Annotated in this window: 13 protein-coding genes; 7 read left to right on the top strand and 6 right to left on the bottom strand. The window is 53.4% G+C overall.

Features of this window, described 5'->3' with window-relative positions; all coding sequences use genetic code 11:
- The first annotated feature begins 82 nt into the window (after nucleotides 1–82).
- Nucleotides 83–1,711 carry a B12-binding domain-containing radical SAM protein gene (locus PS2015_RS10275; RefSeq protein ID WP_058022157.1) on the top strand — a complete coding sequence of 543 codons (1,629 nt, stop codon included), beginning with the start codon at nucleotides 83–85 and terminating at the stop codon, nucleotides 1,709–1,711.
- A 27-nt stretch (nucleotides 1,712–1,738) separates the two neighbouring features.
- Here the strand turns inward: PS2015_RS10275 and PS2015_RS10270 are convergent, their stop codons facing one another.
- Both PS2015_RS10270 and PS2015_RS10265 read right to left on the bottom strand, forming a co-directional pair.
- Complete coding sequence (locus PS2015_RS10270) at nucleotides 1,739–3,109, bottom strand: MATE family efflux transporter (RefSeq protein WP_058022156.1); 1,371 nt, start codon at nucleotides 3,107–3,109, stop codon at nucleotides 1,739–1,741.
- Nucleotide 3,110: 1 nt separating this feature from the next.
- Entirely contained in the window at nucleotides 3,111–3,893 is a 783-nt protein-coding gene (locus tag PS2015_RS10265) for an inositol monophosphatase family protein (protein WP_169792301.1), read from the bottom strand.
- 122 nt (nucleotides 3,894–4,015) lie between these two features.
- Between PS2015_RS10265 and PS2015_RS10260 the strand changes: the two genes are divergently transcribed.
- Both PS2015_RS10260 and PS2015_RS10255 read left to right on the top strand, forming a co-directional pair.
- A complete protein-coding gene (locus PS2015_RS10260) occupies nucleotides 4,016–4,843 on the top strand; it encodes an RNA methyltransferase (protein ID WP_058022154.1) in 828 nt (275 codons plus the stop codon).
- A 15-nt stretch (nucleotides 4,844–4,858) separates the two neighbouring features.
- Nucleotides 4,859–7,174 carry a Tex family protein gene (locus PS2015_RS10255; RefSeq protein ID WP_058022153.1) on the top strand — a complete coding sequence of 772 codons (2,316 nt, stop codon included), beginning with the start codon at nucleotides 4,859–4,861 and terminating at the stop codon, nucleotides 7,172–7,174.
- Nucleotides 7,175–7,243: 69 nt separating this feature from the next.
- Here PS2015_RS10255 and PS2015_RS10250 read toward each other — a convergent pair whose 3' ends face one another.
- A complete protein-coding gene (locus PS2015_RS10250) occupies nucleotides 7,244–9,370 on the bottom strand; it encodes a YgiQ family radical SAM protein (protein WP_058022152.1) in 2,127 nt (708 codons plus the stop codon).
- A 59-nt stretch (nucleotides 9,371–9,429) separates the two neighbouring features.
- Nucleotides 9,430–10,194: a hypothetical protein gene (locus PS2015_RS10245; RefSeq protein WP_058022151.1), complete on the bottom strand. Its 765-nt coding sequence runs from the start codon at nucleotides 10,192–10,194 to the stop codon at nucleotides 9,430–9,432.
- 324 nt (nucleotides 10,195–10,518) lie between these two features.
- On the opposite strand from PS2015_RS10245, the gene PS2015_RS10240 reads away from it, so the two are divergent.
- The 3 genes from PS2015_RS10240 to PS2015_RS10230 all read left to right on the top strand — a co-directional run bounded on the left by PS2015_RS10240 (nucleotide 10,519) and on the right by PS2015_RS10230 (nucleotide 21,434).
- Complete coding sequence (locus PS2015_RS10240) at nucleotides 10,519–13,965, top strand: TonB-dependent receptor domain-containing protein (RefSeq protein ID WP_058022150.1); 3,447 nt, start codon at nucleotides 10,519–10,521, stop codon at nucleotides 13,963–13,965.
- A gap of 254 nt (nucleotides 13,966–14,219) precedes the next feature.
- Entirely contained in the window at nucleotides 14,220–17,681 is a 3,462-nt protein-coding gene (locus tag PS2015_RS10235; protein ID WP_058022149.1) for a TonB-dependent receptor, read from the top strand.
- Between the two features lie 396 nt (nucleotides 17,682–18,077).
- Entirely contained in the window at nucleotides 18,078–21,434 is a 3,357-nt protein-coding gene (locus tag PS2015_RS10230) for a TonB-dependent receptor domain-containing protein (RefSeq protein ID WP_058022148.1), read from the top strand.
- Nucleotides 21,435–21,543: 109 nt separating this feature from the next.
- On the opposite strand, the gene PS2015_RS10225 is transcribed toward PS2015_RS10230, so the two are convergent.
- Nucleotides 21,544–22,293, bottom strand: a complete 750-nt coding sequence (locus PS2015_RS10225) for an EAL domain-containing protein (protein ID WP_237113310.1) — start codon at nucleotides 22,291–22,293, stop codon at nucleotides 21,544–21,546.
- 197 nt (nucleotides 22,294–22,490) lie between these two features.
- Between PS2015_RS10225 and PS2015_RS10220 the strand changes: the two genes are divergently transcribed.
- Nucleotides 22,491–24,257, top strand: a complete 1,767-nt coding sequence (locus tag PS2015_RS10220) for a bifunctional diguanylate cyclase/phosphodiesterase (protein ID WP_058023270.1) — start codon at nucleotides 22,491–22,493, stop codon at nucleotides 24,255–24,257.
- On the opposite strand, the gene PS2015_RS10215 is transcribed toward PS2015_RS10220, so the two are convergent.
- Nucleotides 24,217–25,449 carry an MFS transporter gene (locus tag PS2015_RS10215; RefSeq protein WP_169792300.1) on the bottom strand — a complete coding sequence of 411 codons (1,233 nt, stop codon included), beginning with the start codon at nucleotides 25,447–25,449 and terminating at the stop codon, nucleotides 24,217–24,219. The genes PS2015_RS10220 and PS2015_RS10215 overlap by 41 nt on opposite strands.
- Nucleotides 25,450–25,623 lie beyond the last annotated feature (174 nt).

Genomic DNA, 25,623 nt, shown 5'->3' with positions numbered 1-25,623 from the left:
CGATTATCCGTGTCAGCAATCCTTTCATGTGCGGTCGATGGGGTGGTATTATTTCCCACGAATAGCCAACCGAGAGGAGTATATGACTTCAGTCGCGGATGTAATTGCTGTCAGTCGCGAGCGTCCTGTCTATCCACAGGAACTGTCGCGCTGGCACGGTAAGGCAGCGGGCCGCAAGTTAAAGCTGGTGCTGAGTTTTTACTCGCCCGATGGAAATGAGGTCGCCATGCCGCTGGCCAGCATTTCAGCTTACCTGAAACGTGATTTTCCGTGGGTTGAGGTTATCCTTAAGCCTATACTGATTCTGCGCGATGAACAGGCGTATTCGCCGGAGAACTTTGCAGCATCCATTGCCGAAATCAAACCGGACATTGTGGCGTTCTCGGTGATGAGTCCGCATTGGTTCCCGATGCTGCCATATTTTTCCGAACTAAAGCGGCGGCTTCCCGAAACAGCGATCTGTGTGGGCGGTTATCAGGCCATGTTGTCGCAACAGCAGACTATTGAGAACCCCGATATCGACTTTATCTGCACCGGCGATGGTGAGTATGCCATGGGCAACCTGGTGCAGTTTCTGCGCGGCAGTAAAGATGGTCCGGTTGATGGTATGTGGGAGACCATGGCCGATGGCTCTGTGTTTGAAACCGACGCTCATCAGATCGGCGACCTGGCGGCTTTGCCTTTCCCGGACTACGACATCTTTGAAAAGGAAGATGGTTTTCAGAACGTCAATACATCGATTTTCGGACCCAAGGAAAAACTGGTGCTGCCGGTCATGACCGGGCGGGGTTGTCCCTATCGGTGCACCTATTGCTGCAATACTCCTTTGCTGGAAGGCTGGAAAAACAAAAAAGAGTTTCTTCGCAAGTACGAACCGCAGGCCATGGTGGATGAGCTGATCCGCCTGCGTGATAAATATGGCGCCGGATATTTTGAGTTCTGGGATGAGCTGTTCCTGTCCAACCTCAAGTTTGTGAATGCTTTTTTTGAGCTTTATCAGGATCAAGTGGGCCTGCCCTTCTCGATCAATTCGCGCGTTGAAGTGATGAATGAAAAGTTCTGCGAAAAAGCCGCTGCGGCTGGATGTCACACTATCTGGTTTGGCATTGAAAGTGGTGATGAGACCTATCGCAGCACCATGCTGGGCCGAAAAATGACCAATCAGCAAGTGATCGATGCGGCAGAGAATTGCAAAAAAGCAGGCATCAATCGCCTGACATTTAATATCGTTGGTATGCCACTGGAAACAGCGGAGAACATGCGCCAGACACTTGAACTGAACAAGCGCATTGCTCCGGAGTTTTTCTTCTTTTTTAACTACATTCCATTGCGTGGTACGCCGTTGTACGAATTGGCTGAGCGGGAAGGTCTGTTGATCAAGGACAAGAAGAATCTGCACTACCTGTCTGGTTCCATGAATCGTCGATTCTTCCTGAATCTCCAGGAGCGTCCGGATCTCCTCCCGCAGGATGAGTTCGAGAAAATCTGCTTTGAAATGCTCGAATTCCAGGAGAAGAATAACCGATTGAGCTTTGCTGACGGCGAAGATGCGCCGCGAATCGTGAAAATGGAAGATAAGAGTCTGTCACTGGCGACCGACGCTGAGTCAGCCGAGCTCGACAGTGCTGCTGCGACAGCTGATCCGGTCGTGGCGGCCAGTCGCACCGGTAGCCTGATGAAGGGTCTGAGAGGATTGTTCAGAAGTCCCTGATTGGTGCCGGTGCAAATGTAGTCGCGGTCATGCTGGCAGCATCTGTGCTTTTTCCAGATTGAGTACGCGTTTAAACACAATCCAGGACAGTATGGCCATTAGCAGGTTGCCAGCAAAAGCCCCGACAAAAATACCGGTCAATCCCCAGAACTGACTGCCGATCCAGGCCAGCGGCACATAAAACACAAAAAAGCGGGCAATGCTCAGATACAGCGCAACCATGGGTTTATGGATGGCGTTCAGTGCCGAATTGCACAAGATTATGACGCCCTGCATGCCGTAACCCAGCGGCATGATCCAGATATAAAGCCGGATAATATCGGCGACCTCGGTATCACGCGTGAAGATCCAGGCAATCAGCGACGCGCCCAGCGCCATCACGATGTAGATGAGCATCTGCCAGCCCAGTACAAAGCGCACGGACTGGCGGCAGGCATCTTCTATCCGGTCCAGCTTGCCAGCGCCCAGGTTCTGGCTGACAAAGGGCGGCAGCGTGCTGGACAGTGCCAGTATCACCATACAGGCAATCGATTCCAGGCGGGAGCCAACACCGAAAGCGGCCACCGCCGTTTCGCCGTAGCTGGCGACAATCGCCGTCATGATACCTGCTGCAATCGGGGTCATCATATTGGCCCCTGAGGCAGGTATACCGATCTTTAACATCTCCAGTGCGGAGGTTTTAAACACCGGGCCGGTCGGGACGCCGCGATAAATCAGCTCATGACGAATGGCCAGGAAGTAAAACAGAAAGACGACGCCTGCGATCCAGGAAATCATGGTGGCGATGGCAGCGCCCTGTATGCCCATCGCCGGGATGGGGCCGAATCCGAAAATAAAGATGGGATCCAGTCCCGCATTGATCAGGCCGGCAGCCGCCATCAGGATGCTGGGCGTGCGGGTATCGCCATTGGCACGCAGCACTGAGTTGGCACAGATAATAGCCACCAGCATCACGCTGGTTGGCATCCAGATGTCCATATAGAGGCGTATTGTCGGCAGCATGGACTGCGGCGCCCCCATCAGCAGGAATATTTCATCCATCAGCAGATAGCCTATTGCGGCCAGTGCTGCTGCCAGTGCTATGGCGACATAGTTGGTGACGGTGGATGCCTGCTTGGCCTTTTCATGCTCACCGCGGCCAATGTATTTGGCAACAACCGCCGATGTGCCGATGCTCAGGCCGATGGCCAGGCTCATCAACGTGAAAGTCACGGGAAAGGTGAAGCTGATGGCAGAAAGTGCTTCGGTACCCAGCATACTGATGAAAAAGGTATCCACCAGGTTGAAGCTGAACATCATCAACATGCCCAGAATCATCGGCAATGTCATTTTGATCAGAGTGGCCGCGATGGGCCCTTCTGTCAGGTTGTGCCGTGAACTGCGCCGGTTTTCTGCCATATCAGATAGTGATGCCCTGTCGTATCTGCAGCAGATGTTTGAAGCATTTGGGGTTGCTGAACAGCAGTTCCTTGCTGTTTGCAGTCTGGGGATTGCCCTGCGGATCGCCCAGCAGGGCACCGGCTTCTAATAGTATCAGCCTGGCGGCAGCGATTGTGCATTCCGTTTGCTGCGCACACCAGGCTGCATCCAGCCGACCTGCGGCGACATTTACCATATCCATGGGCGGGCAACCGCTGATGCGAACCTGCGCAGACATGTTTATCAAATCTGAGAGCATTTTCTGCATGACCACAGGTTCGCCATCCGGTGCGCCATCCAGCGCCACCATGGCGCGATCCAGGCTGGTAGCCTTGCCGGCACGAATACGGGTCGCATTAAGCTGAGCACCATCACCTTTGCTGGCAGTGAACTCTTGATTGCTGGTGGGGTTGACCAACACGGCATGAGTGATGCCGCGTGACGTTTTCAGCGCGATGGACACACAGAATTGACCGGCACCACGCTGGAAATTGCGATTGCCGGCAATCGGGTCAATCAACCAGATATTGTCGCGATCCGCGCCTTCGGTAAACCCGCTGATCCGTGACTCCACACTGAAATCCGGATAAGCCTTGCGCAGGTGATAGAGAATGGTGCGCTCGGCATCCAGATCCATGCTGGTCACCAGGTTACCGGCATGGTCCTCGACGACAGTGACGCGATCCAGACGATCTGCGACGTGGGCGATTTGTTCAGCAGCGCTGCGGGCAGCGCGCAGGGCAATATTAATGGCTGGATGCATAGTGTGATCAGATTGACAGTTAAAAACCTTGAAGCGGGCAATCATAGCAAAATGCTGGCAGACAGTCCTTAACTAGTTGTTATAATCGCCAACCGATTTGCCTGTAGAACCGGAGAGTCACATTGATACGTCCAGATTTTTCCAATATCCACGTTGTGCTGGTTAACACATCACACCCCGGTAATATCGGGGCGGCGGCCCGGGCCCTTAAAAATATGGGTATTCCGAACCTGAGGCTGGTTGATCCGCGAGACTATCCCAGTGATGTTGCGGTTTGGCGTTCAGCCTCAGCAACCGATGTGCTGGAGCGCGCTGAAGTGTTTCCGGACCTGCAGGCGGCGGTCTCTGATTGCGCGTTGGTGATTGGTGCCAGTGCGAGGTCCCGAAAGATGCCATGGCCGGTGCTGACTCCACGCCAATGCGCCAACCATGTGGTGGCCGATGCCGGCCAGAGTAAAGTAGCACTCGTTTTTGGCCGTGAAGACAGCGGTCTGAACAACGAGGAGCTGCAGCTCTGCCACTATCACGTGCAGATTCCTGCCGATGAGGCCTATAGCTCACTTAATCTGGCGGCCGCTGTCATGGTGATCTGCTATGAAGTGCGGCTGGCGATGCTTGAAGCACAAAAAACCGGGCAAATTCCGCAGCCCGTGAACAGTGGTGACTTCTACGACCCGAGCGTTGAAGCAGAGTATTGGGATGTGCCCAAAGCAGATAATCACCAGCTTGAACTGTTCTATGAACACCTGGAGCAAGTGCTGGTTGATATGGATTTTCACGATCCCAAAAATCCGCGACTGCTGATGCCACGCATGCGTCGGCTGTTTGGTCGTATTCGGCCGGACGCAATGGAAATCAATATATTACGAGGTGTGCTGACCTATATCGATGATCACGTCAGACGCGCCAACGCCCATCAAGACCCTGAGAATAATCAGAAGGATAAGTAATTCGTGTTAACCGCCATGTATGAACAGATCGCCGGGGAAATCGGTGCCAGAGCTGAACAGGTTGTCGCTACGGTGAACTTGCTGGACGAAGGGGCAACCGTGCCGTTTATTGCCCGTTACCGCAAGGAAGTGACCGGTGGTCTGGATGATACGCAGTTGCGCCGCCTGCAGGAGCGCCTGATTTACCTGCGTGAATTGGAAGATCGTCGTGAGGTGATTCTGAAAAGCATCGCCGAGCAGGAAAAACTGACACCTGAGCTGGAAGCAAAAATTCGCCAGGCGACGGCAAAAAACACCCTGGAAGATCTTTATCTGCCCTACAAGCCCAAGCGTCGTACCCGCGCACAGATTGCCCGCGAAGCCGGGCTTGAGCCGCTGGCTGATGCGCTGTATGCAAATCCGGCTCTCGATCTGGAAACAGAAGCAAAGGCCTATATCAACACAGAAGCGGGTGTGGAGGACAGCAAAGCAGCGCTGGAAGGAGCCCGATATATTCTCATCGAGCGTTTTGGTGAAGACGCAGCCTTGCTGGGCCGACTTCGTGATTATTTCTGGCAGAATGCACACATGATTTCCGAGCTGGTCGAAGGTAAGGCTCAGGAAGGTGCCAAGTATCGCGATTATTTTGAGTTCTCTGAAGCGATTAATAAAATTCCCTCGCACCGGGTTATGGCGCTGTTCCGTGCGCGTAATGAAGGCATTCTGAATCTGAAGATAGATATCCCTGTGGATGCCGACGCCCCGCCGGTGCGGCATCCCTGTGAGGGCATGATTGGCGCTCACTGGAAGGTTAGCGATGAAGGCCGTGCCGCCGACAAGTGGCTGCAGGATGTGGTGCGTTGGACCTGGCGGGTCAAGATACATACTCACCTGCAGACCGATTTTCTGACACAGTTGCGTGAGCAGGCTGAAGAGGGCGCAATCGAAGTATTTGCGCGTAATATCAAGGATCTGCTGTTGGCGGCGCCGGCCGGTAAAAAAGTTACAATCGGTCTGGATCCCGGACTACGCACGGGTGTGAAGCTGTGTGTAGTTGATCAGACAGGCAAAGTCCTGGACTACGCTGCTATTTTTCCAAATGCACCGCAGCACAAAACTGCCGAAGCTGCGGCTGTGCTAAAAGCCCTGTGTGAAAAATATCAGGTTGAACTGATCAGCATTGGCAATGGTACCGCCTCGCGGGAGACGGATCAGTTCGTGGGTGAATTCAGCAAAAATTTTCCGCAGTTCAAATTGCAGAAGGTGATGGTGAACGAGGCCGGTGCATCAGTTTATTCAGCTTCGGAGTTTGCATCCCAGGAGCTGCCGGATCTGGATGTGACGATTCGTGGTGCAGTATCAATCGCTCGTCGTCTTCAGGACCCGCTGGCTGAGCTGGTCAAAATTGAACCCAAGTCCATTGGTGTTGGTCAATATCAGCATGATGTCAGTCAGGTGAAATTGTCACGCAGTCTGGACGCTGTGGTTGAGGATTGCGTGAATGCGGTCGGCGTGGATGTGAATACCGCATCGGCGCCATTGCTGAAACGTGTTTCGGGTCTTAACCAGTCTCTGGTCAATAATATTCTGGAATTTCGTGACAAAAATGGTCAATTCCGCTCCCGCGAAGAGCTGAAAAAAGTACCACGATTCGGTGAGAAGTCCTTTGAACAGGCGGCTGGCTTTTTGCGGATTATCGAGAGCGATAATCCGCTGGACGGTTCCTCTGTTCACCCGGAATCATATCCCCTGGTTGAAGAGATTGCCCGCCGCAATAACAGAGATCTGCGCTCTTTGATTGGAGATGCGGTATTTCTTCGCACACTGAAGGCGCAGGACTATGTCACTGAGAAGTTTGGACTGCCTACGGTGCGAGATATTCTGAAAGAGCTGGAAAAACCCGGCCGCGATCCGCGCGGTGAGTTCAAAACAGCCAACCTGAAAGAAGGCGTGGAAGAGATCAAGGATCTGGAGCCTGGCATGGTGCTGGAGGGCACGGTAACCAATGTCACCAACTTCGGGGCTTTTGTTGATATTGGTGTACATCAGGACGGCCTGGTACACATTTCGGCGCTGTCTGACAAATTTATCAAGGATCCCTATGAAGTTGTTAATGCCGGCCAGATTGTGAAAGTAAAGGTGCTGGAGGTTGATCGCGAGCGCAAGCGCATTGCGTTGACCATGCGCCTGGATGATCCGCTGCCGCAACCTGGTGAAAGCCGTTCTGCCCGCCCGGCTGCCCGGCCGGCCTCTACGCGCGGTAAAAAGGATTTTGGCGCCGCATCACAGAACAAACGACAGACAGGCACGATGGCGGCACTGTTTGAGCAGGCACTTAAAAACAAGAAATAAATGTCGACCTGAATTCGGTTCTGACTGGCGGGGCTGACGGTTATGCCGGCCCCGCTTTTTCTGACAGTGTCAGTGTACGCGTCTTTTGGCGGTATTTCTGACAGGCTTGCGTTTGCCTCGATGCTTATGAACCGGTTTGTCGTCCGGCACCAGACAGTGCGGTGCACTGCCAATCAGGTCAGCGCGTCCCATCTGCTTCAGTGCCTGGCGCAGCAGTGGCCAGTTCTTTTCATCGTGGTAGCGTAGAAAGGCTTTTTGCACGCGGCGCTGCTCGATGTCTTTGCAGACACTGACCGATTCGCTTTTATAAGTAACCTTTTTCAGCGGGTTTTTGCCGGAGTAATACATGGCCGTCGCCAGTGCCATGGGTGACGGATAGAATGTCTGAACCTGATCCGGCTTGAATTTATATGTTTTCAGCCAGCGCGCCAGATTCATCATGTCTTCGTCGTCTGAACCCGGATGGGCAGCGATGAAATAGGGAATCAGATATTGTTTCTTGCCAGCTTTTGCAGAGAACTCGTCAAACATTCGTTTGAACTCATCATAGGCACTGATGCTGGGTTTCATCATTTTTGACAGCGTTTTTTCTTCGCTGTGTTCGGGGGCAATTTTCAGGTAGCCGCCGACATGATGAGTCACCAGCTCTTCAACGTATTCCGGATCTTTGACAGCCAGGTCATACCTCAGTCCCGATGCAATAGCGACGCGCTTGACGCCGGGAATGGCTCTGGCTTTTCTGTACAGCTGTGTGGTCGGACTGTGATCGGTGTTCAGATGCTGACAGATGGTCGGGTACACACAGGACAGGCGCTTGCAGTTTTTCTGAATGTCGTGCGACTTGCAGTTCAGCTTGTACATGTTGGCAGTTGGCCCGCCCAGATCCGAAATAGTGCCAGTAAAGCCCGGCACCTGATCGCGGATCTTTTCGATTTCCCGCAATATGGATTCTTCTGAGCGACTTTGAATAATACGCCCTTCATGTTCAGTGATCGAGCAGAAGGTGCAGCCACCAAAACAGCCGCGCATGATGTTGACCGAGGTCTTGATCATGTCATAGGCCGGTATTCTGGCATCACCGTAGACGGGATGTGGCCGACGCTGATAAGGCAGATCAAAAACGGCGTCCATCTCATCTGTTTCCAGCGGAATGGGTGGCGGATTCACCCAGACATCCAGCGTGCCATGCTGCTGTACCAGCACTTTGGCGTTGTAAGGGTTGGACTCCTGATGCAAGACACGCGAGGCATGCGCGTAGAGCGCCGGGTCTTTTTTTACTTTGTGGTAGGCTGGCAGCCGGATGTAGGTGTGTTCTGGATCGCTGTCGTATTTGCGATGCAGCGGAAGAGGAATAATGCGCACCGCACTGACCTCTGAGTCAGTGGGTGCCGTGTTGCTCTCGCCTTTTTTTCGGGCATCCGGCTCAGTCACCTGGTCGTGAGGCACGTCATAAGGGTTTGGAATCTGGTCAATTTTGCCCGGCCAGTCGATTCGGGTCGAGTCGATTTCTGTCCAGCCCGCCGGAATAGAACGACGCACAAAGGCCGTGCCACGAATATCGGTCAATTCCTCAGTGCTTTTGCCGCCTGCAATCTGGTGGGCGACTTCGACTAATGCACGTTCGGCATTTCCGTAAAGCAGGATGTCTGCATTTGAGTCGATCAGAATGGACTGACGTACCTGGTCACTCCAGTAATCATACTGGGCAATACGGCGCAGGCTGGCTTCGATACCACCAATCACGATCGGTGTCTCGTAATAGGCTTCCCGACAGCGCTGGCTGTAGACAATCACGGAGCGATCCGGTCGTTTGCCTGGTTCGGCGTTCGGCGTGTAGGCATCATCGCTGCGGATACGCAGGTCTGCCGTGTAGCGGTTGATCAGGGAATCCATATTACCGCCGGTGACACCAAAAAACAGATTTGGCTGCCCGAGCGCTTTAAATGGTTCTGCGCTGTGCCAGTCGGGCTGGGCGATAATGCCCACGCGAAACCCCTGGGCCTCCAGCAGGCGGCCGACAATGGCCATGCCAAAGCTTGGGTGATCGACATAGGCATCGGCAGTCACAATGATGATGTCGCAGCTATCCCAGCCCAGTGCGTCCATCTCTGCACGTGACATGGGCAAATACGGTGCGGTGCCAAAACATTCAGCCCAGTAGCGGGGATACGAGAACAGGTGTCGGGGTTTCTGCATGATAAAGGTGAATACCCTAGAAAAATACTCGGCTATTCTACACGAAATTGATAGTGCGTTTAAGGTGTTGCGTCTGGAGTGTCTGCGAACAGCAGCTGTCGGGGGAGAGCGCTGCCGTTAATGCTCAGACTGTCCGGTGCCAGGAGCATTTGAGTATGTGCCCGGCTGCCCCTTATATGTGTCCAACCCTGTTGCTCATATACCTGTAAGGCGTCGGCGGCCGGACTGACAGCCAGGGCGGCTGCATCGGCATCCAGGGTCAATCGGGCGTCCAGTTGACGCAGTATGGCCATCGGCCCTAGCAGCATTGCCAGTGCCGGCCAGTTGCCGCGAATATCCAGCCAGTGATTGCCCCCCAGGGCACTGAAGCCGGTAATGGCTTTGAGTTGCACATTGAACCCGTTGTCCAGGGTCAGCAGAGCAGATCCGGACAAATGAGGTGTGTCTGCTCCTGTGACCGGACTGAGATTGATCAGCTGAATCTCGGCAATCGCCAGCAGACTGTCGAACAGGTGCCAGATGACCGGACCGTGCGCCACTGATAACAGCAGTCTCTGCGACGCAGGCTGGGTTCCGGAAACAGACAGCACATTGCCAGTCATATAAAGATAATAGTCACTACGAAGCAGGCCGGCATCGACCCGGTCAAGGTGCAATGTCAGTTGTCCGGGTTCTGTCGGACGATTACCCAACTCCAGCAAAAGCGGGTTGATCTGCTGGCGCAGGACAAAACCCAGCAGCGCGGGCAGCACAACAGTCAGCAGTGCAATCAGCAGCAGTGTTGTCCACAGCAGTTGTCGCAGTTTTCGCAATATTCCAGCCACAGCTCAGTCCGGGATTGATCGGTCGTTCAGTCTAACTCATGGCGGTGTTCCTGAGCTATGTGTACAAGCTGAAAATCACTCCGATTAATATGCAATATTTTTGATTTTGATAAAGGACGGATGGCACTTTTTTGCCGTTATACCGATTGCAAACGCTCGCTCTATTGGCTATCGTTGCCCTGCTGTTCACAGTGGTACCGCGTGTCTTTTATCCGCCTGTTGCTGGCCGGACGCCGCGGTGTAGTCGTAAACAGCCTTGAAAAATGAGCAACATGTAACCGCTGTTCAGGTATTTTACATAACAAAAATCAGGAGTAGTCACTCATGTCCAGATGGCTTGGAGATAAGAGTCTGGCGCTTGCTATTGCGGGAATCATGTCAGGGGTCGCCAGTATCCCGGCAGTTGCGCAAAGCGGTGCGGAGTCAGATATAGAAGAAGTAGTTGTCACGGGTTCCTATCTGCGCGGTAGCCCCCTTGATGCACCATCACCGGTGCAGGTTGTTGACAGATCATCAATCGAAGCGCAGGGCGCATCCCAGGTCTGGGACGTCATCAAAAATCTCGAAATCAACTCCGGTTCAATTTCCAATGAAGGTGCCGATGGTGGCAATGCGGCGCTGGGCAACCTGTCCGGTACAGCCAACGTCAATTTGCGTAACCTGGGTGAAAACTCCACATTGACACTGGTGAACGGAAAGCGTCAGGTGTCTGCCGCCACCACCACACCGTCGGGCGGAGAGTTTGTTGACATCAACACCATCCCGCTGGTGATGGTTGATCGTGTCGAAGTGCTGACCGATGGCGGATCAGCACTGTATGGTTCTGACGCTGTGGCAGGTGTTGTGAACATCATTATGCGCACCGAGTTTGAGGGACTGGAGCTGTATGGTGATGTCCAGGCTCTTGAGAAAGAGATGGGTAATCAGGATCGCACCGCCAGCGCCATCTGGGGCTGGGCCAGCGACAGTGGCAATACCAATCTGGTGTTGGCAGGTGAAGTATTCCGTCGCGACGCCGTGCCGGTGACTGCAGCACGCTTTTACGACAATCGCTCTGAATTTACCGCCCCGGTCGGCGGCATGGGCACCCTGATCAATCAGGCAGCGTTTGGTGCGCGGGTTAATCCTGCCTATATTAACCAGGCAGCTGTTGACCAGGCGATATCCGAGGGTGGCACCAGCTCGCTGCGTTATACCGATCCTTTGTGTGATGACCTGACTGCGGCGGATGGTTCCGCCCTGTTCTGGGGTACCCGCACTTCCCAGCGTGGGCAGCCCAGTTCTGTATGCCGTGAAAATGATGCGCAGTGGCGCTTGCTAAACGTCGGCATGGAGCGCGACAGTCTGTCGGCCTCTTTTATGCACAGCTTCAGCGAAGCCGCTGAGTTTTATTCATTTGCTCAGTGGTCCAAGAGTGATATTGAGCGCTCTGATTCCGGTTATGTAACCGCGCGCGGCCCCAGCATGTTTCTGGCCGCTCCGGGCTCGCATCAGGGCAATCCTGCCTGGGCTGGCTATTCTATCGGACAGCCCGCCGAGCTGGGTTATTTCGCGCCGGCCATTGGTCTGAGCCGCCCGACGGCTGCCGACATCCCCAATGCACCCATCGCACTTGCTAACGGTGGCCCGAATGTACCCATGTCTGCCAACGTGCAGATCGGTAACTTCCCGCGCCAGGGTGGCAATACCAACGTTAACCTGACTGAAACCGTCGGTGTGCAGGCGGGTGTGCGTGGTGAGTTTTTTGCGGTCAACGACCGCCGCTTCAACTATGACGTCAGCTACTCCTGGAGCGGCACCAGCTTCGAACTGGAATATCAGACATTCCAGCGCGACCGGGCGGAATTGGCTGTTAACGGTCTGGGTGGTCCGAACTGTACGCCTAACGGTGTGAGCGATTTTGACTTTCTGAGCGCCAGAAGTCACATCTCTCCCGCATTGCCGACATTCTGGGACTTCCTCGGTGGCACGTTCACCCAGTATTACTTCCCCGGGTTTGTCCACACTACCCGTGAAAGCCTGTCGCTGGCCCTGACTAGTAACAATCATGGTCAGGATGGTTGTCAGTTCTACAATCCCTTCCTGACTTCCGTGACTGATGCCAGTCTTGGTAACAGCCAGGAATTGATTGACTGGATGACTCCCACGGTGCGCCGCGCGGATAAGCGCAACAAACTGGCTGTTTTTGATGCCGTCCTGTCAGGCGATCTGTTCCAGATGAGTGGCGGCATGGCTCAGTTTGCGGTGGGTGCCCAGTATCGACAACAAAACAACAAGTCCAGGGCTCCGTATCTGAATGATCCGGGTCTCCCCAATGCGATTCTGGGATGGGGTGCGGACGGTCGTCCGGATGAGTTCCACTATGTCAGCAACAACTACGAGTGCTCGCAGTGTATCTTCAACTACGACCATGATCGTGACGTCAAAGCTGTGTTCAGTGAGTTCTCGTTGCCGCTGATCAATAACGTGGAAACGCAGTTTGCCTTGCGATGGGAAGACTACGGTGACAGCATTGGCAGTGAAGTGACGCCCAAAGTTGCCGCCAGCTGGCGCCCGATCGATGAGCTGCTGATTCGCGGTTCATTTTCGCAGTCCTTCCGTGCGCCCAATGTGGGTGTGCAGCGAGAAGGTCTCGAGGCCAGCTCAATCACCTTCCGTGATCCGCTGCGCAATCAGGCAGTGCGTGCCGGACTGGCGGCCGTTGATAATGCCAATGCGCAACCGAATACGACCTACACTGTGGGTGCCCCGGCTCCGAATATTGGCAATGAATCAGCCAACACCTATGGACTGGGATTCCAGTGGACACCTTACGGCGCTCTGGAGGGTCTGAGTGTGGGGGCGGACTTCTGGCGCTTTGAGGTAAAAGACCGCGTGATGCCACAACCAGGTATTTCGTCAATCGCCCAGGAGCTGGTTGCCTTTGAAGCGGCCGCTGCCAATCCTGCTAACTATGTACTGAACTCTTCGCTCGCCAATGATGCGGCGCAGCCGTTCCAGGCCTGTGACCCGGTAGCGCTGGAGGCGCAGTGGGGCAGCAGTCCTGATGGCTCGCGTAACGCCACTGGTCAGGTCATTCCGGGTTCACGCCTGGATTGTGTGGTTGACCCGCGCAGCTACGTGGTACCTGATGTGGTCAGAACACAGGGCAGCACTGAAGGTGCTCTGGTGACGATTGTCAGCTCCAGCATCAATGCAGGCGAAGTGACGGCCGATGGTGTTGACCTGAAGCTGGGTTATCAGTGGACAACCGATATGGGTCGTTTCCGCCTGAGTTCCGACTTTACCTACGTTAATCAGTACAAGCTGAGCGATGTCCCGGGTCTTGAGCTGGGCCTGCTGGAAACGGGCGTCTTTGACGCGGCCGGTACTACCGGTGACGGCGTGCTGGTGCGTTCACTGCCCGATGTAAAAGGCAACATCACGCTTAACTGGAGCAGCAATAGTCTCCAGCACAGCGTCACCCTGATTAGCCGTTACGTGGGCTCTTACCGTGATCTGGCTTACCGCAACAACTTTGAAAACGGCAACGACTTTGTCCGCTCCGTCGTTTCAGAGAAGATCGACAGCTACAACAGTATCGACCTTCAGTACAGCTATGTACACGAGTGGGGTAACCCGGATCTGGGCACGGCCATCTTCACGGTAGGTGCGCTGGATGCCTTTAATGCCACCCTGCCGTTCCGTTACGCGGGCGCCCTGAACTACGATGCGACGGTGTTTGATGGCCGTGGCCGCCGATTCTATGCAAGGGCTCTGTTACAGTTCTGATGCCAGTCCCTTAACAGTGTCGCCTTTGCGACGCTAAAGTGAAAACCGGCAAACTGCCCTTCGGGGTGGTTTGCCGGTTTTTCTTTGTAAAGCCGTTGCATTGCCTGTTTCAATTAGATACATTCCATAACGATTCCCTGTTGTCCCGGTATTTCCAAGGAAGAACGCCGGGGTAGTATCGAAGTGCTAAGGCTTCTGGCCTCTAAACAGCAGTTCTTTCAAACAATAAAAATTATTAGAGTAGGGGAATAGCTATGTCTGAATGGCCCGCTTTTCGCAAGAAGGCGCTGGTGCTGTCTTGCGTTGTCTCCAGCCTGAGCAGTCTGCCTGCACTGGCTCAGGAAAGTCAGGATCCCGAAGTTGAAGAAGTTATTGTAACCGGCTCGTATCTGCGGGGAAGTCCGCTGGATGCGCCATCGCCGGTACAGGTAGTAGACCGTGCCTCCATCGAAGCTCAGGGCGCTGCCCAGATCTGGGATGTAGTGAAAAATCTTGAAGTTAACTCCGGTTCAATCAGTAACGAGGGCAGTGACGGTGGTCTGGCAGTCATGGGTGGTACCGCCGGCATGGCAAATATCAACCTGCGTAACCTCGGTGAAAACTCCACTCTGACCCTGATCAACGGTAAACGTTTCACCCCGGCCGCCACATCAACGCCGACCGGTGGAGAGTTTGTGGATATCAATACCATTCCACTGGTCATGGTGGAACGACTGGAAGTGCTGACTGATGGTGGCTCTGCACTATACGGCTCTGACGCAGTGGCCGGCGTGGTCAACGTGATCATGCGCACCCAGTTTGAAGGTTTTGAACTCTATGGCGATATTCAGGCTATTGAGAAGGAAATGGATAACCAGGATCGGACTGTCAGCGCCATCTGGGGTTGGGCAAATGAGTCAGGAAGTACCCACTTCGTGTTGTCCGGCGAAATGTTCCGGCGCGATCCAGTGTCGATCAGCGCCGCCCGGTATTTTGATGAACGCTCTGAATTTACCGGTACTGTTGGCGGCATGGGTACGCCTCTGGCCAATGCGGCATTTGGCACCCAGATCAACCCTGCCTATTTAAATGATGAAGCAGTAGCACAGGCTATTGCAGAAGGCGGCAACGCCAATCCTCGCTACACCGATCCACTGTGTTATTCGCTAACCTCTGCTGATGGAACACCTTATTTTACCGGCACCAGGACATCAGAGCGGGGCCAGCCAAACACAAGTTGTCGCGAGAATACTTATGAATGGAGCCTGCTGAATGTTGGCATGGAGCGGGACAGTGTCGCGGCTGCGTTTAATCATGCCTTTAATGATAATACGGAGTTCTATTCATTCGCTCAGTATTCGACGAGCGATATCATGCGCTCTGACGCGGGATCGTACAGCGCCCGTGGACCAACCATGTTTTTGGCTCAGCCCGGGGCGCACCAGGGCAATCCGGCCTGGGGTGGTTACTCCATCGGGCAGCCTATGGAGCTTGGATATTTCGCGCCGGCCATCGGATTGGCCAGACCGACAGCGGCTGACATTACCAATGCTCCCATTGATATACGCAATGGGGGGCTGAATGCGCCAATGTATGCCGCACCCAATATCGGCAGCTCACCGCGCAACGGCGGTGGTAATCAGGTCAGCCGCACCGATGCTGTTGGGGTTCAGGCGGGCATTCGGGGTGAGTTTACCGCCATGAATGACCGGCGCTTTAACTATGATGTCAGTTATTCCTGGAGTGGTACCAGCTTTGAGCTGGAGTACAAAACCTTCCAGCGTGATCGTGCCCATCTGGCGGCCAATGGCCTGGGCGGTCCCAACTGTACACCCAATGGCGTGCCGGACTTTGATTTCCGCAGTGCCCGGGGGCATATTTCTCCGGCAATCCCGACGGGTTGGGATTTTGTGGGAGCCAGCATGACCCAGTTGTTCTTCCCGGGTTTTGTGTTTAATACGCATGAATCGCTGTCATTGGCATTAACCAGCAACAATCATGGCAAGGATGGCTGCGAGTTCTACAATCCCTTCCTGACCCGCCAATCGGATCCGAACATGGCCAATTCGCAGGAGCTGATTGACTGGATGTTGCCGACCATCCGACGGTCGGACAAACGCAACAAACTGGCTGTGTTTGACGCTGTCTTGTCTGGTGAGTTGTTTGAAATGGCCGGTGGTATGGCGCAGTTTGCGGTTGGTGGCCAGTACCGTGAACAGAATGCAAAGTCCATCGCACCAGCAATGAATCAGCCGGGTCTGAATGCCATTGCCGGTTTCGGACCGGATGGCAGACCGAATGAGTACCGTTACGTTTCAAACAACTTTGAATGCTCAATGTGTATTTTTAACTATGATCATACGCGAGATACATCGGCTGCGTTCCTGGAATTGTCACTGCCGTTCCTGAATCGGGTGGAGTCCCAGGTGGCACTGCGTTATGAGGACTACGGCGGTCAGATCGGTGGCGAATTGACGCCCAAAGTTGCCTTGAGCTGGCGGCCAACCGACTCATTCCTGTTGCGTGGCTCTTACTCTCAGTCATTCCGGGCGCCTAACATCGGCGTGCAGTTGGAAGGGCTGGAGGCCAGCAGTGTAACTTTCCGCGATCCGATCAGTGCTCAGGCCGTGCGTGCCGGCATGGTGCCGCCCACTAATGAAAATGCGGAACCTGAGTTTACCTATACAGTGGGGTCTCCGGCTCCGGATATAGGCAACGAGTATGCTGATACCTTCAGCGCCGGCTTCATCTGGACGCCCGGTGGCGTTTTCGAGGGATTGAGTGTTAATGCGGATTTCTGGCGCTTTGAGGTGGAGGATCGGGTTATGCCTCAACCGGGTATTTCCGCGATTGGCCATGAAATTGAGGCCTTCTCTGCAGCTGCTGCCAACAAGTCAAATTACGTTTACAACGGCACGATTGCCAGCAGTCCGACGGCCGCCTATGCTGGATTACCACCTTTTGCCTCATGTGATCCCGATGCATTGGAGGCTCAATGGGGTAGTGATCCGGAAGCGTCAAAAACACCGTCTGGACAGGTGATACCGCTGTCTCGCCTGGATTGTGTGGTCGATCCCCGCACCTATGTTGTTGACGGTGTGGTCAGGGCGGCAGGCAGCACAGTCGCCAGTCTGATTACAATCAGCGCTGCGGCCATTAATGCAGGCAAAGTAACCGCTGATGGTGTGGATCTGAAAATTGGCTATACCTGGAATACCGATATCGGCCGATTCAGGATCAGTTCGGACTTTACCTACGTGAACCAGTACACGTTGAGTGATGTGCCCGGGCTCGAGCTTGGTCTGCGTGAAACAGGCATTTTTGATGCGTCGGGTACAACGGGCGATGGGTTGCTGGTCAGATCACTGCCAGACCTGAAAGGCAATCTGACCCTGAGCTGGAGTAGCCTGGATGCCAGACACAGCGTGACGGTCATTAATCGTATGGTAGGTTCCTATCAGAACCTGGACTATCAGGATGCCTATGACAATGGTAACGATTACGTGCGTTCCATCGTCAACCGTTCGATTTCCAGCTATAACAGCGTGGACCTGCAATACAACTACGTACATGAATGGGCTAATCAGAATATGGGCACCACCCTGTTTACAGTAGGTGCACATGATGCCTTTAATGCGGAGTTGCCGTTCCACTACGCCGGCGCGCTGAACTATGACGCCTATCAGTTTGACGGTCGTGGCCGTCGTCTTTATGCCCGGGTATTGATGCAGTTCTGATATCCGTCTTTAGTGTGACACAGGGTCAGGTTGCCTTAGGTGACCTGACCCTTTTTATCATTTCAAACTATATCTTTTATCACTGCTTTTGATCATTATCCCCCATTGCGACAGACTGTTTTGTGAATCAGTTCAAATTCGATTGCATTGCCTGTTTCATTTGGATACAGTCGTTGACGATTCCCTGTAGTTCCGATCGCCAGTAAGGGATGTCTGATCGGAGAAGTATCGAATTGCCAGCGCCGGATGCGCACACATGCAACTCTACGAATTAACAATAAAAATCATGGGGGAACATCCATGTCTAACAGGCCTGGTTTCCGAAAGAAGTCCCTATTACTAGGGGTAGTTACAGCAATCTCATGTGTCCCGGCAGTCGCTCAACAGGACACTGAAGTGGAGGAAGTGGTTGTCACAGGCTCATACCTGCGCGGCAGCCCCCTTGATGCACCATCCCCGGTGCAGGTCGTCGACAGAGCGTCCATTGAAGCACAGGGTGCCGCCCAGATCTGGGATGTCATCAAAAACCTCGAAGTAAACTCCGGTTCAGTCAGCAACGAAGGCTCTGACGGTGGTAATGCCGCCATGGGTAACGTGTCTGGCATGGCCAATATCAATCTGCGTAACCTGGGTGAAAACTCAACCCTGACACTGATCAACGGCAAGCGCTTCGCCCCGGCTGCAACAGCTACACCGACTGGCGGGGAATTCGTTGACATCAATACCATTCCGCTGGTCATGGTCGAACGGATGGAAGTGCTGACTGATGGTGGTTCGGCACTGTATGGTTCTGATGCGGTTGCTGGCGTGGTCAACATCATCATGCGTAATCAGTTTGAAGGCTTTGAACTTTACGGTGATGTTCAGGCCATTGAAAAAGATATGGGCAACCAGGATCAAACAATCAGCGCCATCTGGGGCTGGTCCAATGACACCGGTTCTACCCATTTCGTGATTTCCGGTGAAATGTTCCGTCGTGATCCGGTCCCGATTTCAGCAGCCCGATACTTTGATGAGCGCTCGGAATTCAGCGGAACAGTGGGTGGGCTGGGTACTCCGCTGGCAAATGCCGCGTTCGGCACGCGCATCAATCCGGCCTATCTGAACCAGGCGTTGGTTGATCAGGCAGTGGCTGAAGGTGGACAGAACACGCCCCGATATACCGATCCGTTGTGTGATACGCTGACCTCCGCTGATGGAACGCCTTACTTTGTGGGAACGCGCACCTCGCAGCGTGGTGAACCCAACTCGTCCTGTCGTGAAAATACCTATCACTGGGATCTGCTCAATGTGGGTATGGAAAGGGACAGTATTGCTGGTGCCTTTGACCATGCTTTCAGTGACAGCATGGAATTTTACTCATTTGCCCAGTATTCAAACAGCGATATTCAGCGCTCTGATTCCGGCACCTATACCAGCCGTGGTCCAACGATGTTCCTGGCTCAGCCCGGGGCGCATCAGGGTAATCCGGCCTGGGGCGGTTATTCAATCGGTCAGCCAATGGAACTGGGTTATTTTGCACCAGCCATCGGCCTCGCGCGTCCGACGGCTGCCGATATCACCAATGCACCAACCGATATTCGCAATGGCGGTATCAACGCACCTTCCTATGCCAACATGAATATTGGCAGTTCGCCACGAGAGGGCGGCGGTAACCAGATGAGCCGCACAGAAGCTCTGGGCGTTCAGGCGGGGTTGAAAGGCGAGTTCATGGCAATGAACGATCGTCGCTTTAATTATGATGTCAGCTACTCCTGGAGCAGCACCAGCTTCGAGCTGGAATACAAGACATTCCAGCGCGACCGAGCGCATCTGGCGGCTAACGGTCTGGGAGGTCCCAACTGTACGCCTAATGGTGTTCCTGATTTCGATTTCCTGAGTGCGCGCGGCCATATTTCGCCGTTCATTCCAACGGGCTGGGATTTTGTTGGCAGCAGCATGACTCAGCTGTTCTTCCCCGGATTCGTCTTTAACACCTACGAGTCGCTGTCTTATGCACTGACCAGTAACAACCACGGCAAGGATGGCTGTGAGTTCTACAATCCTTTCCTGACCCGTCAGTCTGATCCAAGTCTGGCTAACTCTCAGGAACTGATCGACTGGATGATGCCGACCATCCGTCGCGCCGACAAGCGTAACAAGCTGGGTGTGTTTGATGCGGTGCTGGCCGGTGAGTTGTTCGAAATGCAGGGCGGCATGGCACAATTTGCGGTCGGCGCGCAGTACCGAGAGCAAAACTCCAAGTCCATCGCGCCGGAGATGAATCAGCCCGGTCTGAACGCCATTGCCGGTTTTGGGCCCGATGGTCGTCCGAATGCCTATCGCTATGTGTCCAATAACTTCGAGTGTTCTGAGTGTATCTTTAACTACGATCACACCAGGACAACAAACTCGGCGTTCATGGAGCTGTCACTGCCATTCTGGAATAATATCGAATCACAGGTTGCGTTGCGGTATGAGGACTACGGCGGTCAGATCGGTGGTGAGCTAACACCCAAGGTTGCCTTGAGCTGGAGGCCGACGGATGAGCTGTTGTTCAGAGGTTCATTCTCGCAGTCTTTCCGTGCACCGAACATCGGTGTCCAGTTGGAAGGACTGGAATCAAGTTCAGTCACTTTCCGTGATCCGATCAGTGCTCAGGCTGTGCGCGCCGGTATGGTGCCGCCAACCAATGATAACGCAGAACCGGAATCGACCTATACCGTGGGATCGCCAGCTCCAGATATTGGTAATGAGTACGCAGATACTTTCAGTGCAGGCTTTATCTGGACTCCAGGTGGTGCACTGGAAGGTCTGAGTATCAATGCTGATTTCTGGCGTTTTGAAGTGGAAGATCGGGTGATGCCACAGCCTGGAATTTCTGCCATTGGTCATGAGATCGAGGCATTCCAGGCGGCAGCAGCCAACCCTGCAAACTACGTATACAACGGTACGATTTCCAGCAGCCCATCTGCAGCATACGCTGGATTAGATCCATACGCCTCGTGTGACCCCGTGGCTCTTGAAGCACAGTGGGGTAGTGACCCTGAGGCGTCCAAGACGGCTAGCGGTCAGACGATCCCGCTTTCCCGTCTGGACTGCGTAGTCGATCCACGTACTTATGTGGTTGAAGGTGTTGTTCGCTCCGCAGGCAGCACTACGGGTGCATTGGTGACCATCAGTTCGGCCGCCATAAATGCAGGTAAGGTCACTGCTGACGGTATGGACCTGAAGATGGCCTATCGCTGGGATACTGACATGGGCCGCTTCCGTATCAGCACTGATTTCACCTACGTGAATCAGTACAAGCTGAGCGATGTGCCTGGGCTGGAACTGGGTCTGCGTGAAACCGGCATCTTTGATGCTGCCGGTACCACTGGCGATGGCCTGCTGGTACGTTCGCTGCCGGACAAGAAGGGTAACCTGACCTTGAGCTGGAGCAGTCTGGATGCCAGACACTCAGTGTCGGTGATTAACCGTTTCGTCGGCTCTTATCAGAATTTGTCTTATCAGGACACCTTTGATAATGGCAATGACTATGTACGTTCCATCGTGAACCGTGAGATCTCCAGCTACCACAGCGTGGATCTGCAGTACAGCTATGTGCATGAATGGGCTAATCAGAATCTGGGTACCAGTATTCTGACGGTCGGCGCCCTGGATGCTTTCAATGCTGAGCTGCCTTTCCACTACAGTGGTGCACTCAACTATGATGCATATCAGTTTGATGGCCGAGGTCGTCGACTCTATGCCCGTTTGTTGATGCAGTTCTGATGAGTTAGTTATCAGTTACAGTGGACATGGATGTCCTGGATACTAAAAACCCCGCTTCGGCGGGGTTTTTTCTGGTAATGGGGTTTTGGGCTTGCTGTCTGCTCAATACTCAGTAACTACTGTCCGCGACTTCAGGCAGACATTCGAAGCCGGGCCTGGCGAAATAGTATCCCTGAAACAGATCAATGCCTGCGCTACGCAACCACTCATACTCTTTACGCCGCTCAACACCTTCTGCCAATACGTCAATGCCCAATTGCTTGCAGGTATGCAAGACGCCGCTGATAATGGCCTGTTTGACGGGATTCTCATCGATGTAGTCAACCAGCACGCGATCAATCTTGATGTAATCCGGCTGAAACTCGGCCAGAAGATTAAGGCCTGAATAGCCTGCGCCGAAATCATCAATGGCCGTTGTGAAGCCCAGTTTTTTGTAGGCCTCAATAATGCCGGCCAGATGGCGTTTCTCACGGACCTCTTCACTTTCTGTGACCTCGAAGTGAATCCTCTCCAGCGGGAAACCGTACTCGCGCGCCGCCGCCAGCGTCGTACGGATGCACAGTTCGGGGCGATACACGGCATTGGGTGAAAAATTGATATTCAGGTCTGTGGTAATGCCCAGCTGGGTGGCCAGTGCAATTGCCTTCACCCGACAGCTCTGGTCAAAATGGTATAAATTGCTGTCATTGATCTGTTCTTTGACAAAGAGAAAACCCTCGCCGGCCGGGCCTCTTGCCAGCGCTTCATAGGATACTATCTGGCGGGTGCTGGCCCGTACTATGGGCTGAAAGGCAAAACTCAGATCAAATTTAACGGAATTGTTGCGACACTGGCCGCATCCGGTTGTTGTGGAATCCAATACCAACCTCGCTGAATGGGCCGAGTCGACCCAGGATAAATCTAACGCGTATCATATCATTTCGACTGATTTCAATAAAACTGAAGTAATCAGTACATATCATGTCGCATAGTCGTAGTCCGGCGCCTACATTCATCATTTTGTCATCGGAATGTGAAAACCTGACAAGTGTGTTCAGTTTTAGTCAGTATCAGAATATGCCAGTTTCCCAGCAATTCAATGCCCTGCACCAGCTCATCGAAGATGGCGAAATTCATGTGCTGTTTCAGCCCGTTATTTCCGGTGTTGAAAAGAAGGTCGTCGGGTACGAAGCGTTGAGCCGTGGCCCCTCCGACAGCCCACTACACTCACCATTGACATTGTTTGCTGCGGCTCGACATGTTGGTTTGCTCAGTGAGCTCGAAATTCTTTGCCGACGCAAAGCAATGGAAAAGTTTGTCGAGCTGGGACTGGATGGTCTGCTATTTATAAATGTGTCGCCGGAGACACTGCTGGAACAGCACCACAACTCCGGCCTCACGCTGAAAATGCTCAAAGATATTGGGCTTGCACCATCGCGAGTAGTCATCGAATTGACTGAACATGCACCCATTGATGATGTCGGCCTGCTGAGTGCAGCGCTTATTCATTACCGACAAATGGGTTTCGCCATTGCGATTGATGACCTTGGGGCTGGCTATTCTAGCTTGCGTCTTTGGACTGAGTTGAAACCTGACTATGTCAAAATCGACCGACATTTCATCAGCAATATTCACAAAGATTCGGTGAAGCGTGAATTTGTTGCTTCACTTATTTCCATGTCTAAGGCATCGCGGTCGCATATTGTGGCAGAGGGGGTTGAGCTTGCTGAAGAGTTCAACACGTTGATGCATATGGGCGCAGACTGGATGCAGGGGTTCTGGTTCGAGAGACCCAGCAATCAGCCCCAACTGAGCAATTGTGATCTGACCCAGCAATTGGAAGCGGTTGAGCGAGCCGGCATTCTGGAAACTGGTCTGCACAATCTGGTGATCGATGTAGACAGCGTACACCATGACGACAGAGTAGAGGTGGTATTGCAGCGCTTTCAGCGTCAGCCCAGTCTGAACAGTCTGGCTGTCGTAAATAACGAACAACGGCCTGTGGGTGTGGTTCACTGTCACTCATTAAGTCAGCTCATGTTGAAACCCTATGCCAAAGAGCTGCACGGTCGAAAACCGATCTCCCAAATGCTGGAGGCCGATTCGTTGATGGTCGACGTACAGCAAAGTCTGCAGAGAGTCAGCCGTCTGTTAACCAGCCGGGCACGTCAGCGTCTGGAAGAGGACTTTGTGATTACAGAGAACGGTCGCTATCTGGGACTCGGTCGTGTCATTGATGTCCTGAAGCAGATTACTGAGTTGCAGATCAGGCAGGCTCAATCAGCAAACCCTTTGACTTTGTTACCTGGCAATGTATCTATTCAGGAGTGCATAGAGCGTATTCTGAGGGCAGGACTGAGTGCCCGGTTGTGCTACGTTGACCTGGATGCATTCAAACCCTTCAACGATGTCTACGGCTACGGCAAAGGCGATGAGGTATTGTTGGGGTTGGCGCAAATACTACGTGAGATTTGTGACCAGGATTGTGACTTTGTGGGTCATATTGGTGGTGATGATTTTATGCTGGTACTGCGGTCCGACAAATGGCAGAGCCAGTTGAACGAACTGAATGATCGCTTTCAACGTCTGTGTCAGGCCCTGTATCGATCGGAGCATTTGCGTGCAGGTGGTTTTCAGGCACCGGATCGTGACGGCAACTGGCGCCATCACGATCTGCTCAGCCTTTCAGTAGGTGTATTGCATCTGCCTGCCGGCAAACGCCCGGGAATCACTGCCCAGTATCTGGCAGAGCGGGCGTCTGTCAACAAACATCTGGCCAAAAAACAGCCGGGTTTCAGTGTCGTTACGGCTGAATTGATCGAGGAAGATTCGGTAGCGCTTTGACAGCAATCTTCCTGACAGCCATTATCAAAGGCAACATAATCAACACAAAGCTTATTACTGACATGATGCCCAGTGCGCTAAATGCTGCCTGCAGGCCGTGTTTGTCGGCGATGAAGCCGATCAGCGGCCCGGTCAGAATAAAACCGAACCTGAAAATCAGACTGCTCATTGAATTAATAGTCGCCCTGAATCGATCCGGTATGCGTCTGTTAAGTGCATTAACCAGAATGACCTGATACAGTCCGCGGCAGAAAAACAATACAAAACCAACCATCACGCCAGTCCAGCCATTGAGCATCGCCATGCCCCAAATGCCAACGGCGGGCAAGACACCCACCACGATCAAAGCCCTGACGGCACCTGCAGATTTTTCCAGCAGATAGCCGCACTTGCTGGCTAAGGCCACAGTCAGGCTTTGGGCGAACCATAAGGCTCCAAACAAGGCCAGCGAGAGACCCATGTCGTCCCAGTATGGCTGGATCAGCCAGGCAACATGTATGGTTGCCAGGTTATAGACTGGAAGGGCAATAAAAACCAGCTTCAGTATCCGGTCGCCTTTAATGAGATGATTCCATATCTCTTGCAGGCTGACGCTGCGCGGTTTCGGCTCGTCTGAGTGCTCGCCGGGTGGTTCGGTCACCATAAGCGCCATCCATAGACAGACCCATGCGGTGAGTGACTGAACCAGCACCATCAGATCAAACGAGATCATCGCCAGCGCCCCTCCCATCAGGGCACCTGTGCCTTCTGCCAGCGACTTCATGAACCCCAGATGCGCGACACTGTATGTGTGTTCGCTGTCTTCCCTGGCCAGCGCGCGCTCACTGTCATACAACAGTGCCAGGTCAGCCCCTGATACCATGCTGACCGCGACAGCCATCAACATCTCGAAGATCAGCAGCCCAGTAAAGTCCTCGGCAAAGTTCAACCACAGATAGCCCACGCCATGTGCGCTTGCACCGATCAGTAAAACGATACGCCGTCCAAGCACATCGGCCAGATAACCTGATGGCGCCTCCAACAAAACAACGCCTGCCGCATAGAGTGCCTGCAGATAAAAAATCTCCGCCAGACTCAGGCCCTTGCTCTGAAAAAATGGCACCATGACCGGCACGATCAACATAAACATGTGAAAGAAGGCAAGTCCATAGACCACGTTGATATTACGTTTGAGTTTCTGTTCCCTGTTCATCGCTGTTACTTCCATCGCACTGCTGCCGGCTGTTAACCGGCCAAAAAAAAAGGCCTCTGAATTTTTTGAATTCAGAGGCCTTCTGTTACTCATCATGTTACTGAAATGTTCAGTGTCCTATGATGATACCCTCCAAACTCAATACCCACGCATGGCGCACAGACATGCCCTGGG

This window comes from Pseudohongiella spirulinae (assembly GCF_001444425.1).
In the GTDB taxonomy this organism is placed as follows: Bacteria; Pseudomonadota; Gammaproteobacteria; order Pseudomonadales; family Pseudohongiellaceae; genus Pseudohongiella; species Pseudohongiella spirulinae.
This window is presented reverse-complemented; position numbering and strand designations above follow the sequence as displayed.